This is a genomic window from Pseudomonas sp. QC2, from assembly GCF_002859085.1.
In the GTDB taxonomy this organism is placed as follows: domain Bacteria; phylum Pseudomonadota; class Gammaproteobacteria; order Pseudomonadales; family Pseudomonadaceae; genus Aquipseudomonas; species Aquipseudomonas petroselini.
Map to the genome: position 1 here is coordinate 196037 of NZ_PKKS01000025.1, position 13445 is coordinate 209481.

Consider the following 13445-nt stretch of genomic DNA (forward strand, 5'->3'; position numbering starts at 1 on the left):
CTCGCTCCTTGATCAAGAATCGACGGATTATGCCAGAGCCTCCCAGGAAAACTCCACGCAGACACTGCGCCCGCCATCGGACCAGCGTACAGCGCTGCTCAACTGACGCACCAGGCTCAAGCCCCGGCCAGACAGACGGTCGATATCCAGCGGCCGCGCCAGCACCTGTTCCACGTCGAAACCAAGCCCGCTGTCTTCGACACGCAGGGTCATCGTGCCGCCCGTCTCGGTCGGCACCACCTGCACATGCACGCGTATATGGCCGCTATCAAGCTGCGCCAGGCGGTCATTGCGCTGGCGGTAATACTCGGCAAACCCATCGGCATCGCGCTTGAGCCGCGAATCCAGGCCCAGTACGCCATGCTCCAGGGCATTGGAGTACAACTCGGCCATCACGCTGTAGAGCGCCCCGCTCTGCTCGCGCAGGCCGTGGATCTCCAGCAGCAGTTGCAGCAGATACGGCAATGGGTTGTAACGCTTTAAGGTCTCGGCGCGGAATTCAAAACTCACCGACCAATCCAGCGGGCACGACTGCCCGCTGTCGGCATACAACGGCCCGCTGGCACGCAGTGGCGGCCCGGCTTGCAGGGTGATTTCCACCATGCTCACGTCATCCCGCGCCTCACCTCGAAACGCCGCCAGGGCCTGTTCGATCGCTTCAAATAAACGATCAGGCTCGCGATTGGCGGCGAACACCTGCTGCAAGCGTTCGGCGCCGAACAGTTGGTCATTGGCGTCGGCGGTATCCAGTACCCCATCGGACAACAGGAACACCCGGTCGCCCAGGGCCATGGGCCAGACTTCGGTGCGGTCATCAAAGGTTTCGGCCGACAGCACCCCCAACGGCAGATGCCGCGACGCCAGCGGCGTACGCTTGCCGGTCGCGACTTCATGCACATACCCGTCAGGCATGCCGCCGTTCCACACCTCCACCACCCGCCGCTGCGTGCTCAGGCACAACAGGGTGGCGCAGCAGAACATGTCCACCGGCAGGATGCGCTTGAGCTTGGCGTTCATCTCGCGCAGGGTCTGCGCCAGGCCGTAGCCCTTGGCGGTCATGCCATAGAACACTTCCGCCAGGGGCATGGCGCCCACCGCCGCCGGCAAGCCGTGGCCGGTGAAGTCGCCGAGCAGCACGTGCATATCGCCGGACGGCGTGTAGGCGGCCAGCAGCAGGTCGCCGTTGAACAGCGCGTAGGGCGACTGCAGGTAGCGGATATTCGGTGCGGCATTGATACAGCCGGAATGTGCGACCTTATCGAACACCGCCTTGGCCACCCGCTGCTCATGCAGCAGGTAGTCGTGATGCTTGGCGATCAGGTCGCGCTGCTGCAAGACCGTGGCCTGCAGGCGGCGCAAACGGTCCATGGCGTTGATCTTCGCTGCCAGGATCAGCGGGTTGTAAGGCTTGGGCAGGAAGTCATCACCCCCCGCATCCAGGCACTGCGCCAGCGCCTCGCTCTGGCGCAGTGACGTGAGGAAAATGATCGGCACCAGCGCCTCCCCCGCCAGCTGCTTGATCTGCCGCGCAGCTTCAAAGCCGTCCATCACCGGCATCAGCGCATCCATCAACACCAACTGCGGGCGCTCACGGGTAAACACCTCGACCGCTTGCGCTCCGTTGGTGGCGGTGAGCACCTGGTGGCCCTGGCGCCGGATAATGGTCGACAGCAACAGCAAATCGGCGGCGCTGTCTTCAGCGATCAATACACTCAGCGCTTGCGCAACCGGGGCCAGGACGCTCAAGTGAGGTCGAACAATTTGTCGAAGTTGGAAATGGCGAGGATTTTGCGCACGTCGGAGTTGCTGTTGACGACCTGAACCTCGGCCTCATCGCCGCCGGCATGGTCACGTAACAGCAGGAGCATGCCCAGCGCAGAGCTGTCCATATACGTGGTCTCCTTCAAGTCCACCACGTAGATCTCGGGCACCTTGTAAAACCGCTCGTAGGCGTCACGAAAGGCTTGATGGCTACCGAAATCAAACCGCCCTTTGACTGAAATCGTCAACTTCTTCCCATCCAGGGATACATCTGACTCGACTGACATGCGACTGCTTCCTTGTCATTGGCAATGACACAAGGTTTAGCAGGTGAACCGGCTATGGGCAACACAACACATCAAATGTGTGTGGGCTATGCACTATTTGTAGTGAGCGGGCTTGCCCCGCGCTGGGGGCGAAGCCTCCCCCAAAAAGGCCATAGGGTTATTCAGGTAAAACGCGGTGTCAGGTTTTAGGGCCGCTTCGCAGCCCAGCGCGGGGCAAGCCCGCTCACTACACGCGTGTGTCATCGCAGGTAAGCCCGCGCCTTAATACTGTTCTTGGCGTGGAAGGCGCTGAGAGAGTTCGTCGAGCAGCTTTTGCTCGCGCTTGTCTTCAAGTGCCCGCGCTTCATCGATATAGCGTTGCACCAGCTTGCGCAGGCCTTCGACCCGGGCAAACGCCGCTTGCCAGCTCTCGCGCGCTTTATCGAGGTTGTTCTGGTGCCACGCCAGGCTCTGGCGCTGCTGGCCGACGGCCGTTTCCAATTGGTTGAGAAAGCCCTGGTAACCCATCAACCACTGGCCCGACACGCCTTTGGCGCCGCGTTCGATCCATTGTTGCTGGTATTCACCGCGAAAACGCTCCAGGTCGCCGAGTTTACTTTCCGCCAGGCGCACCTGGCCCTGGAAATAACCCAGGCGCTGAACGGCGGTTTTCTCGGCCTTTTCGGCCATGTCCACCACCGGAGCCAGGCGTGCGGCGCGGCTGTTGGCCATGGCTTAGCCGCCCGGCGCGGGGGCGAAGATCGACTGCAGGTGCGCTTCGCTTTCGCCCATGCTGATCTTGTCGTTGAGGCCTTGGCGCAAGTAGGTCACCAGTTGCGGTTGCAGGGCGATGGCCAGGTCGGTGTCGCGATCACCGCCGGCCACGTAGGCGCCGACACTGATCAAGTCGCGGCTTTGTTGGTAGCGCGACCACAGTTGCTTGAAGTGTTGCGCGCGGGCCATGTGTTCCGGGGTGACCACCGCCGGCATCACCCGGCTGATGGACGCTTCGATATCGATGGCCGGGTAGTGCCCTTCTTCGGCCAGACGCCGCGACAGCACAATGTGGCCGTCGAGCACGCCCCGCGCCGAGTCGGCAATCGGGTCCTGCTGGTCATCGCCTTCGGACAGCACCGTATAGAACGCGGTGATCGAGCCACCGCCCGCCTCGGCATTACCGGCGCGTTCCACCAGTTTGGGCAACTTGGCGAACACCGACGGCGGGTAACCCTTGGTCGCAGGCGGTTCGCCAATGGCCAGGGCGATTTCCCGCTGGGCCTGGGCAAAACGCGTGAGCGAGTCCATCAGCAACAGGACGTTCTTGCCCTTGTCGCGAAAATACTCAGCGATGCGCGTGCAGTACATCGCGGCGCGCAAACGCATCAGCGGCGCATCGTCCGCCGGCGAGGCGACCACGACGGAGCGCTTGAGGCCTTCTTCGCCGAGGCTGTGCTCGATGAATTCCTTCACCTCACGGCCCCGCTCACCGATCAGGCCCACCACAATGATGTCGGCCTCGGTAAAGCGCGTCATCATGCCCAGCAACACCGACTTACCCACGCCGGTACCGGCGAACAGGCCCAGACGCTGGCCGCGACCGACCGTCAATAATCCGTTGATGCTGCGAATGCCCACGTCCAGCGGCACGCTGATGGGGTTACGGTTGAGCGGGTTGATGGTGGGGCCGTCCATCGGCACCCAATCTTCGGCCTTCATGCCGCCCTTGCCATCCAGCGCGCGACCGGCGCCGTCCAGTACGCGGCCGAGCATGCTCATGCCCATCGGCAGGCGGCCGGTGTCGGCCAAGGGCACCACGCGGGCGCCGGGGGCAATGCCCGCCAGGCTGCCGACAGGCATCAGGAAAATCTTGTTGCCGGAAAAACCCATCACTTCGGCTTCGACTTGCACCGGGTGGTAGCTGTCGTCGTTGATGACCATGCAGCGGCTGCCCATGGCGGCGCGCAGGCCTTCGGCTTCGAGGGTCAGGCCGACCATGCGCAACAGGCGCCCTTCGAGGATAGGCTGGCCGGGCAACGCTGTGGCTTCGGCGTAACCGCTCAAGCGCTTGGCGAAGCTGGTGCGATCAAGGCGCATCGGGGGCGTCCAGGTCCACGCTCAGGTCAGGCCCGGCGGGGTTCAGAACCTGCTCATGCACCTGGTCCAGCAGCTTGGCCATGATCTGGCTGATGCGGGTTTCCACCGTCGCATCGATGCGACTGTGTTCGGTCTCGACGCGGCAACCGCCGGGCTGCAACGCGGCGTCTTCGACGATGCGCCAGGTTTCTTCGTGGCGCTCGCGCAGGGCTTTGACCTGTTCGAAATCCTGCGGGTTGATGTACAACCGCACATTGCCGACGCCCAGAGGCAGCAGCTTGAGGGCTTCGCGCATCACGCTTTCGATATGGCTGGAGTCCAGCACCAGCTCGCGCTGGATCACTTGGCGAGCGATGTGCTCGACCAGGCCGACCATGGCTTTTTCGATCTGCGAATCCTGCTCGGCAATGGGGTCGAACAGCACCCCCATCAAGCGCTCCAGGCTGGCCAGCTTGACGCTCAGCGCCGCCTCGGCTTCCTGGCGCACTTTGAGGGTGGTGCTGCGAAAACCATCTTTTTCACCGGCGGCGAAGCCTTCGTTGTAGGCCTCCTGGCGGATGCTTTCCAACTCTTCCAGGGTCAGCGGCTGGACTTCATCCAGCGGCACTTCTTCCATTTCCACCGGCAGCTCTTCAACCGGTTCCGGCTCGGGCTCGGGCACATGCGGATCGAAGCTGGGCAACGACCAGATGTCGAACCCGCCGACATCCCGCGCGCGAATCAGATCGCTGGGAGCCTCATCTTTGTTCGACATGGAAAGCGCCTTAAATCATTTCTTCGCCGCCCTTCCCGCCGAGAACGATTTCTCCGGCTTCGGCCATACGGCGGGCAATGGTGAGGATCTCTTTCTGCGCGGTTTCGACGTCGCTGACGCGCACCGGCCCTTTGGCTTCCAGGTCGTCGCGCAACAGTTCCGAGGCACGCTTGGACATGTTCTTGAAGATCTTTTCCTTGACGCCTTCGTCGGAGCCCTTGAGGGCCAGCACCAGCACGTCGGAGGACACTTCGCGCAGCAACGCCTGGATGCCACGGTCGTCGACATCGGAGAGGTTGTTGAACACGAACATGAGGTCTTCGATCTGGCCGGACAGGGTGTCGTCGATCTCGCGGATCGAGTCCATCAGTTGGCCTTCGACCGAGCTGTCGAGGAAATTCATGATATCGGCCGCGCGCTTGATGCCACCCAAGGTGGTACGCGAGGCATTCGAGTTGCCGGAGAACTGCTTCTCCAGAATCGTGTTGAGTTCTTTGAGGGCCGCCGGCTGCACAGTGTTCAGCGACGACACGCGCAGGATGATGTCCAGGCGCACTTTATGGTCGAAGTGGCCCAGCACTTCACCGGCCTGGTCCGGGTCGAGGTAGGCCACCACGATCGCCTGGATCTGCGGGTGCTCGTAGCGGATCACGTCGGCAACGGCGCGCGGCTCCATCCATTTCAGGCTGTCGAGGCCGCTGGTGTTGCCACCGAGCAGGATGCGGTCGATCAGGCCGTTGGCTTTGTCTTCGCCCAGGGCCGAGGTGAGCATCTTGCGGATGTAGCTGTCGGAGCCGACGCCCAGGCTGGTCTGGTCGCCGACGATCTCGACGAACTCGCTCATCACCTGTTCGACTTGCTCACGGTGCACATTGCGCATTTGCGCCATGGCCACGCCCACCCGCTGAACTTCTTTGGGGCCCATGTGGCGCAGCACTTGGGCGGCGTCGGTTTCACCGAGGGACAGCAGCAGGACTGCGGCTTTGTCGACCTTGGTAAGTTTGGCAACAGCGGCTCGATCACTCATCTGCGTTAATCCACTCTTTCACGACCTGGGCCACACGACCCGGGTCTTCTGCCACCAGACTTTTGATTGCGTTCAACTGAGCGTCGTAGCCTTCGCTCGGGCTCGGCAACAGGATGCTTTGCGGACCGCCAAGGCTGACGCGGTCGTTGGCCAGTTCGCCATCCAGGCCGCCCATGCCACCCAACTCGACATCGCTGCCACCGAAGGCCGCCAGTTGTTTCTTGCCGTTGCCGGTGATGTTGTTGAGCACTGGGCGCAGCACGCCGAACACCAGAACCAGGATGAACAACACACCCAACACTTGCTTGACGATGTCCCAGAACCATGGCTGCGAGTAGAACGCCGGCTCAGCGATCACTTCGCCACGCTCGGCGGAGAACGGCATGTTGATCACGCTGACACTGTCGCCACGGCTGGCATCGAAACCGACGGCGTCCTGCACCAATCGAGTGAAGCGCGCCAATTCATCGGCGCTCCACGGGGCACGGGTAACGGCGCCATCTGCCGCATTGACCTTGACTTGGTCATCGACCACCACCGACACCGACAGGCGATTGACGCGGCCTTGTTGCTGCTTGGTGTGGCTGATGGAGCGGTCCAGCTCAAAGTTTTTGGTGGACTGGTTACGTTTGTCCGCCGGGTACGGTGCGAGCATCGGCTGGCCAGTGGCCGGGTCCATGATCTGCTGGCCGTTGGCGTCCAACAGCGGTTGGCCTGGCTGGATCGCGCCAGCGGTAGCGGCAGCGCCACCGGTGGTTTGCGGGGCCGAGGCCGGCGCTGGTGGCTGGTTGCTCAGGGCACCCGGTACGCCTTGCGGCGGGCCGTTGGCGGCGGTGCGTTGTTCGCTGGTGGATTGCTCGCTGCGCAGCGCCGGCTGGTCCGGGTTGAATTGCTCGGAGGTCGACTCGACGGCGCTGAAGTCCACGTCGGCGGACACTTCAGCCTTGTAGCGGTCGTTGCCCAGCACCGGTTGCAGGATGTTATGCACACGCTGGGTGAGCATGCTTTCTACACGGCGGCTGTAGTCGAACTGCTTACCGGCCTGGGTCAGCGCGGAGTTTTCACCCTGGTCGGACAGGAGGTTGCCCTTCTGGTCGACGACGGTGATCTGCGACTTGCTCAACTCAGGAACGCTGGTAGCCACCAGATTGACGATCGCCAGTACCTGGCCCGGCTCCAGGGAGCGGCCGGAGAACAGTTCGACCAATACCGAGGCGCTCGGCTTGCGCTCATCGCGCACAAACACTGAGCTTTTCGGAATGGCCAGGTGCACGCGGGCACCCTTGACGTTGTTCAGGCTGGAGATGGTGCGCGCCAGTTCGCCTTCCAGGCCACGACGGTAGCGAGTGGCTTCCATGAACTGGCTGGTCCCCAGGCCCTGGTCCTTGTCGAGGATTTCAAACCCGATGTTGCTGTCGGACGGGGTCACGCCGGCTGCCGCAAGCTTCATGCGTGCACGGGCTACATCGTCGGCCTTGACCAGCAGGGCCCCGGAGTTGGGCTCCACGGTGTAGGCGATATCGGCGGCGGCCAGGGTTTCCATGATCTGCTTGGAATCCATGCCCGCCAGGCTGCCATACAGCGGCCGGTAATCGGGTTGCTGCGACCACAACACCACGGCAAAACCAATCGCCACGCTGGCAGCCAGGCCGACCATCAGGCCCACCTGACGCAACATGGTCATTTCGGAGAGGTTTTCCAGGAACGACAGGCCAAACAGCGGCGGCTTGCCGTCTGCCTTGGCGGGTGCGTTGTCCACGACTGCTTCTGCCATGACTTAAATCTCGTCCTTAAACCGGCATCTGCATGATGTCTTGATAGGCCTGAACCAGCTTGTTACGCACCTGGGTCAACGCCTGGAACGAAACACTGGCCTTTTGCGAGGCAACCATCACATCGGTAAGGTCCACGCCGCTTTTGCCGATCTCGAAGGCATTGGCCAACTGGCTGGAGGCTTGCTGGGTGTCACTGACTTTGTTGATGGCCTGGCCGAGCATGTCGGCGAAGCTGCTTTGGCCCAATTCCGGCGCTGGCGCGACAGATTTCGGTTGAGCCATGGCATCCATTTGCATGGAGCGCATATCCAACATCAACCGATTGAACTCAATACCCTGGCTCATGAACTTCTCTCTCCGACAACCCGCATGTTTTTTGACGCTACGCCGCAATTACTAGGGAAGTAGCAACAAGGGTGCCAGCTCTGGATCAACTCGTAAGAAAAGGCGACAAAGGTTGTCGACCTTGTTACCAGTTATGTGGCGAAAAGATACGCCTCCACATCCATTCCGGCGTCGCGCATCTGTGCCAGCTTGTAGCGCAAAGTCCTTGGGCTGATGCCCAGGCGCTCGGCGGCCTCTTTGCGGCGACCGCGCTCGGATCGCAGGGTGTCGATGATCATCTGGAATTCGCGCCGACGCAGGTCGTCACCCAGTGCACCCGCGGTTTCGGTTTCCGCGACGATTGGCGCGGGCGCCAGGGTGGGCAGCGGCGCGGCGCCGCTGCCCATGGCCAGGCAGAAATCCTGGGGCTGGATCAGGCCGCCCTGTTGCAGGATCAGCGCGCGCTGGATGGCGTTGTCCAACTCCCGCACGTTGCCCGGCCACGGATAACTGATCAGGCAAGCCTGGGCCTCAGCCGACAGGCGTGCCTGGGCATGCTTCATTTTTTTGACGTGGTTGTTCAGCAGGCGCTCGGCCAGCGGAATGATATCCGCCGGGCGCTCGCGCAACGGGCGCCAGGCCAGCGGGAACACCGACAGGCGGTAGAACAAATCCTCACGGAAGCGCCCTGCCGCCACTTCACCCGCCAGGTCGCGGTTGGTGGTGGCAACCACGCGGATATCCAACTGGATCGGCTTGCGCGCGCCGACGCGCTCCACTTCACGCTCCTGCAGCACCCGCAGCAACTTGGCTTGCAGGCCCAGGGGCATTTCCGAGATTTCATCGAGCAGAATGGTGCCACCGTCCGCCTGTTCAAACTTGCCCGCCTGGGCCGCGATGGCGCCGGTGAACGAGCCTTTTTCGTGGCCGAACAGCGTGGCTTCGAGCATGTTGTCGGGGATCGCCGCGCAGTTGATGGCGATAAACGGCTGCTTGGCGCGGGTCGACTGCTGATGGATGTAACGCGCCAGCACTTCCTTGCCGGTGCCGGACTCGCCGGAAATCAACACGGTGGAATCACTGCGCGCCACGCGGGCCGCCAGTTCCAGCAATTGTGCACTGGCGGGTTCGAAGGCAATCGGACCTTCGCCGTCACTGGCCGGGATCACGCCCAAGGCATGCCGTGCGACCAGCTCAATCAACGCTTTAGGTTCGAATGGCTTGACCAGGTAATCCGCCGCGCCCTGACGCATTGCATCCACCGCGCGCTCGACAGCGCCGTGGGCGGTCATCAGCAACACCGGCAGCTGCGGTTGACGCGCGCGCAGCAGGCTGAGCAGTTGATGGCCGTCCATGCCGGGCATGTTTACATCGCTGACCACCAGGCTGAAGGACTCCTGCTCCACCGCCTCCAAGGCGTCCTCGGCAGAACCGACCGCCCGGTAATCGTGGCCCGCCAACAGCAGCGTGTCAGCCAATGCTTCACGCAGGGCGCGATCGTCTTCCACCAATAGAACCTTGATAGCCATAACCTTTTTACTCCGCGCTTGCCGCGCATGAAAACAGCGGCAAGGTCATCAATGCACAAGTGCCACGCCCAACCCGGGAATGCAGCTGCAATTCTCCCTGATGCGCACGTGCCACGGCCTTGACCACGGTCAGGCCGAGGCCGGTACCGTTGGTCTTGGTGGTGAAAAAAGGTTCGCCCAAACGCTGCAGCACGGCGGGCTCGATACCGCTGCCGCTGTCGCTGATGCACAGGCGCAGGTTTTGCTCGCGGTTGTACAGGTGCACCTTGAGCCGCGCGCCGGGGCCGCTGGCCTGGGTGGCGTTCTCGATGAGGTTGAGCAGCGAACCGACCAGCGTGTCGCGGTTGCACAGCAGCTCGCCGAGGTGGCTGTCGCACTGCCAACGCACGTGCACGTCCTGGATATGGGTAGCGGCCGCCGCTTGCAGGGCCTGCATCAACTCGGCCGGCGTGATGCGGTCGGTCAGCGGCAATTCGCCGCGGGCAAACACCAGCATGTCGCGCACTTGGTGCTCCAACTCATGCAGGCGCTCCTTGAGGCGACCGGCAAAACGTTGGTGGGTGGCGACGGGCAATTGTTCATCAGTCAAATGACTGGCGTAGATCAACGCGGCCGACAGCGGTGTGCGGATCTGATGCGCCAGAGAAGCGACCATGCGTCCCAACGACGACAACCGCTCGTGGCGCGCCAGTTGGTCTTGCAGGTGCCGGGTTTCGGTCAGGTCGTTGAGCAGCACCAATTGGCCCGGCTCCGCGTCCAGGGAACGCGTGGCGATGGACAGGCGGCGCCCGTCCTTGAGGGAGATTTCGTGGCCGTCGTCTTCACGCGGCGCAAAGCAGCGGGTGATGACGTGGCGCCACAGCTCACCTTCGAGCGGCAGCCCGAGCATGTCGCAGGCGGCCGGGTTGGCTTCGCGTACGCGGCCTTCTTCGTCGATGACGATCACGCCACCGGGCAACAGCGACAGCAGGTTTTGCAGACGGTTGGCCAAGCGCTCTTTCTCGGCCAGCTCTTCCATGCGCTGGGCACTGACCACCGCCAACTCGCCCTTGAGCTCGGAAACCCGGGCTTCGAGCAGGCTGTAGGAATCGGTCAGTTGGCTCGACATCTGGTTGAACTGCGAGAACGCCTGTTCAAGACCCTGCCGGGTCGGCGGCTCTACAGGCGGGACCAGCCCCTGGATGGCAGGGGCCGTAGATAGTTGGGCGGCGTGGGGCATCATGCTCTCTCGCTTGGCTGACCGTCAGTTAAACGGAACGTTGCGAGGGCTGTAGCAATACTTGTGCCGAAAAAAAACCAAGGTGCCCGGCCTCGCCAATACAGTTTCGTTTTGACGAGTGGCTGTTGCCGTCAGACAAGGCGCAGCGACGACTCATAGCTGGCTATGGGGAGGAGCTGCAACGCAGTATGACGGCAACAGACGCCGTCAAAAACGGAACAGTATTGGCGAGGCCGGACACCCAAAATCAGCGGCTTGAAAAACAGGCGTCAATCATCCGCCTGTTCATCACCTTCTTTGCGGCTCATACCGTACTTGCGCATCTTTTCCACCAGCGTGGTTCGACGGATACGCAGGCGCTCGGCGGCGCGGGCGACGATGCCGTTGGCGTCGTCCAGGGCCTGTTGGATCAGGCCTTGTTCCAGGTTGCCGAGGTAGTCCTTCAGGTCCAGGCCTTCGGGCGGCAGCATGGCAGTGGAGCCGAAATCCGGGGTATGACCGTTGATCGCCACCCGCTCTTCCATGTCGCTGCGCAGGCTGTCGACCAGTTGCTCGTCTTCGTCGTCGACGTAGCGGAATTTCTTCGGCAACTCGACCACGCCGATCACACCGTAGGGGTGCATGATCGCCATGCGCTCCACCAGGTTCGCCAGCTCGCGCACGTTACCTGGCCAGCCGTGACGGCACAGGGACATGATCGCGGCGGAGTTGAAACGGATCGAGCCGCGCTTTTCGTGTTCCATGCGCGAGATCAGTTCGTTCATCAGCAGCGGGATGTCTTCCACGCGCTCACGCAACGGGGCCATCTCGATAGGGAATACGTTGAGGCGGTAGTACAGGTCTTCGCGGAAGCTGCCGACCTCGATCATGCTTTCGAGGTTCTTGTGGGTCGCCGCGATGATGCGTACATCGACGCTCTGGGTCTTGTTGCTGCCCACGCGTTCGAAGGTGCGCTCCTGCAACACGCGCAGCAGTTTGACTTGCATCGGCAGTGGCATGTCGCCGATTTCGTCAAGGAACAAGGTGCCGCCGTTGGCCAGCTCGAAACGCCCGGCACGGCTGGTGATCGCCCCGGTAAAGGCGCCCTTCTCATGGCCGAACAATTCGCTTTCGAGCAGCTCTGCCGGGATCGCCCCGCAGTTGACCGGCACAAAAGGCCCGTCGCGGCGCTTGGAGTGATAGTGCAGGTTGCGTGCGACCACTTCCTTGCCCGTGCCGGACTCGCCGAGGATCAGCACGCTGGCGTCGGTGTCGGCCACTTGCTGCATCATCTGGCGTACGTGCTGGATGGCGCGGCTGGTGCCGACCAGGCTGCGGAACAGGTTGGGTTCGCGATGACGACCGCGCTCGCGGGCCTGGTCGTACATCTCGCGATAGACCTGGGCGCGGTGCAGGGAGTCGAGCAATTTGCTGTAGCTGGGGGGCATTTCCAGGGTGGAAAGCACGCGGCGGCGCTGGTCTTCCGGCAGCTCGACAGAAGAAATATCGCCCATTAGCAACACGGGAAGGAACTCATCCCAGGTAGACAGTGTCTTTAACAAGCCCAAAACAGCGCCAGGAGCGTTTACCGTCCCGATCAGCACGCATATGACTTCACGGCTCGACGACAATGAGCTGACCACCTGCTGCCAATCATGGCTGCCGCAGGGCAAATTTTCTTCACCCAGAAAATTTAAAATCACCGCCAAGTCGCGGCGGCGGACGCTATCGTCATCGATCAGCAGAATTTTGGTTTCACGCCACATGCAATAGCAACTTCCCTAGTAAAACTTCCTGCCCCGAGATTGAGGGCAATCGAGGCGCCTGTAAGACTTCTTACCTTACTAGACGTCTGAAATCTGAAAACAGCACTAGTTAAGTCAAAAAAGCTGGCACGGTCAAATTTATGACGCACCGGTAGGATTAACTGCGACTGTTCAGCCGAACAGATGGTAAACCTTTGACGCGTTTTTCGCTTGGTTGATCTGCGACATCTCTTCGAAAATCGCCTGGCGCTCGCCAGTCGTCACCTCAAGCAGTTGCTGGTATACCGCCAGCAAGCTTTCAAGCTTCTCCCGCAACGCATCCTCATCTACCGGTGCTTCGCTGAGTACTTCGTCGATCACGTGACGGCAGCCCAGGTCCAGTTCGCCGATGGCGTCCCAGTTGCGGTCCGCCAGCGCGCCCATCAGCGCCTCACGGGTTTCATCAATGCGTTGCAGTGCTTGGCTCATGATGTGTTCCTCAAGGCCGCTTGGCCTTATTGTGCAGCACCTTGTGGCGTGCCGATGGCATCCCAGCCTTCTTTCACGGTAATCAGCAAACGGGCGACTTCGTCGATCATGTCGACATCGTTGTGCAGATTGGCTTCCATCAAACGGTTGGTCATGTAGACGTACAGACCGTCCAGCTGCTGAACGTAATCCTTGTTGTCGCTCTTTTCCGCGCTCAGGCCATCACGCAGCCCGATCAGGATATCGGTGGCCTTGCCCAGCATCAGGCCCTTCGCCGCGATATCGCCACGCGCCAGCGCGCCCTTGGCTTGCGCCATACGGTCAAGCCCGCCTTCCATCAGCAGTTGCACCAGGCGATGCGGGCTGGCTTCGGAGATTTGAGCGTGGGAATTGACCTTCTGGTATTGGCGAAGGGCTCTCATGGGATTCATGTTTCTACCTCGTGACAGGCAACAGCTAGAAGGGTTGCAGTAACCATTATGT

At 61.7% G+C, this 13445-nt stretch carries 13 protein-coding genes; all 13 read right to left on the reverse strand.

All coding sequences use genetic code 11. The features are described 5' to 3' along the window. Positions 1 to 27: 27 nt before the first annotated feature. A complete protein-coding gene (locus QCBJ_RS27465; RefSeq protein ID WP_102061986.1) occupies positions 28 to 1746 on the reverse strand; it encodes a fused response regulator/phosphatase in 1719 nt (572 codons plus the stop codon). Next, the gene (locus QCBJ_RS27470) at positions 1743 to 2048 is read right to left on the reverse strand and encodes an STAS domain-containing protein (RefSeq protein WP_015885188.1); all 306 of its coding nucleotides are present in this window, start codon (positions 2046 to 2048) and stop codon (positions 1743 to 1745) included. Before QCBJ_RS27470 ends, QCBJ_RS27465 begins: the two co-directional genes overlap by 4 nt. A gap of 261 nt (positions 2049 to 2309) precedes the next feature. Continuing rightward, entirely contained in the window at positions 2310 to 2759 is a 450-nt protein-coding gene (gene fliJ / locus QCBJ_RS27475; RefSeq protein WP_015885189.1) for a flagellar export protein FliJ, read from the reverse strand. Between the two features lie 3 nt (positions 2760 to 2762). Beyond that, entirely contained in the window at positions 2763 to 4121 is a 1359-nt protein-coding gene (gene fliI, locus QCBJ_RS27480; protein WP_046036030.1) for a flagellar protein export ATPase FliI, read from the reverse strand. Beyond that, positions 4111 to 4875, reverse strand: a complete 765-nt coding sequence (gene fliH / locus QCBJ_RS27485; protein ID WP_102061987.1) for a flagellar assembly protein FliH — start codon at positions 4873 to 4875, stop codon at positions 4111 to 4113. The genes fliI and fliH overlap by 11 nt, the downstream gene beginning before the upstream one ends. A gap of 10 nt (positions 4876 to 4885) precedes the next feature. Next, a complete protein-coding gene (fliG, locus tag QCBJ_RS27490; RefSeq protein WP_015885192.1) occupies positions 4886 to 5902 on the reverse strand; it encodes a flagellar motor switch protein FliG in 1017 nt (338 codons plus the stop codon). Next, on the reverse strand, positions 5895 to 7676 hold the full coding sequence (gene fliF / locus QCBJ_RS27495) for a flagellar basal-body MS-ring/collar protein FliF (RefSeq protein ID WP_015885193.1): 1782 nt from the start codon (positions 7674 to 7676) through the stop codon (positions 5895 to 5897). Before fliF ends, fliG begins: the two co-directional genes overlap by 8 nt. A 16-nt stretch (positions 7677 to 7692) precedes the next feature. After that, positions 7693 to 8022, reverse strand: coding sequence for a flagellar hook-basal body complex protein FliE (fliE, locus tag QCBJ_RS27500; protein WP_015885194.1), 330 nt, complete (start codon positions 8020 to 8022; stop codon positions 7693 to 7695). Between the two features lie 131 nt (positions 8023 to 8153). Beyond that, a complete protein-coding gene (locus tag QCBJ_RS27505) occupies positions 8154 to 9530 on the reverse strand; it encodes a sigma-54 dependent transcriptional regulator (RefSeq protein ID WP_015885195.1) in 1377 nt (458 codons plus the stop codon). Positions 9531 to 9537: 7 nt separating this feature from the next. After that, on the reverse strand, positions 9538 to 10749 hold the full coding sequence (locus tag QCBJ_RS27510; RefSeq protein WP_046036084.1) for a PAS domain-containing sensor histidine kinase: 1212 nt from the start codon (positions 10747 to 10749) through the stop codon (positions 9538 to 9540). A 269-nt stretch (positions 10750 to 11018) separates the two neighbouring features. Continuing rightward, positions 11019 to 12494: a sigma-54 dependent transcriptional regulator gene (locus QCBJ_RS27520; protein ID WP_015885197.1), complete on the reverse strand. Its 1476-nt coding sequence runs from the start codon at positions 12492 to 12494 to the stop codon at positions 11019 to 11021. A 171-nt stretch (positions 12495 to 12665) separates the two neighbouring features. Continuing rightward, a complete protein-coding gene (locus tag QCBJ_RS27525) occupies positions 12666 to 12962 on the reverse strand; it encodes a flagellar assembly protein FliT (RefSeq protein WP_015885198.1) in 297 nt (98 codons plus the stop codon). Between the two features lie 26 nt (positions 12963 to 12988). Next, entirely contained in the window at positions 12989 to 13393 is a 405-nt protein-coding gene (gene fliS / locus QCBJ_RS27530) for a flagellar export chaperone FliS (RefSeq protein WP_102061988.1), read from the reverse strand. Between the last annotated feature and the right edge of the window lie 52 nt (positions 13394 to 13445).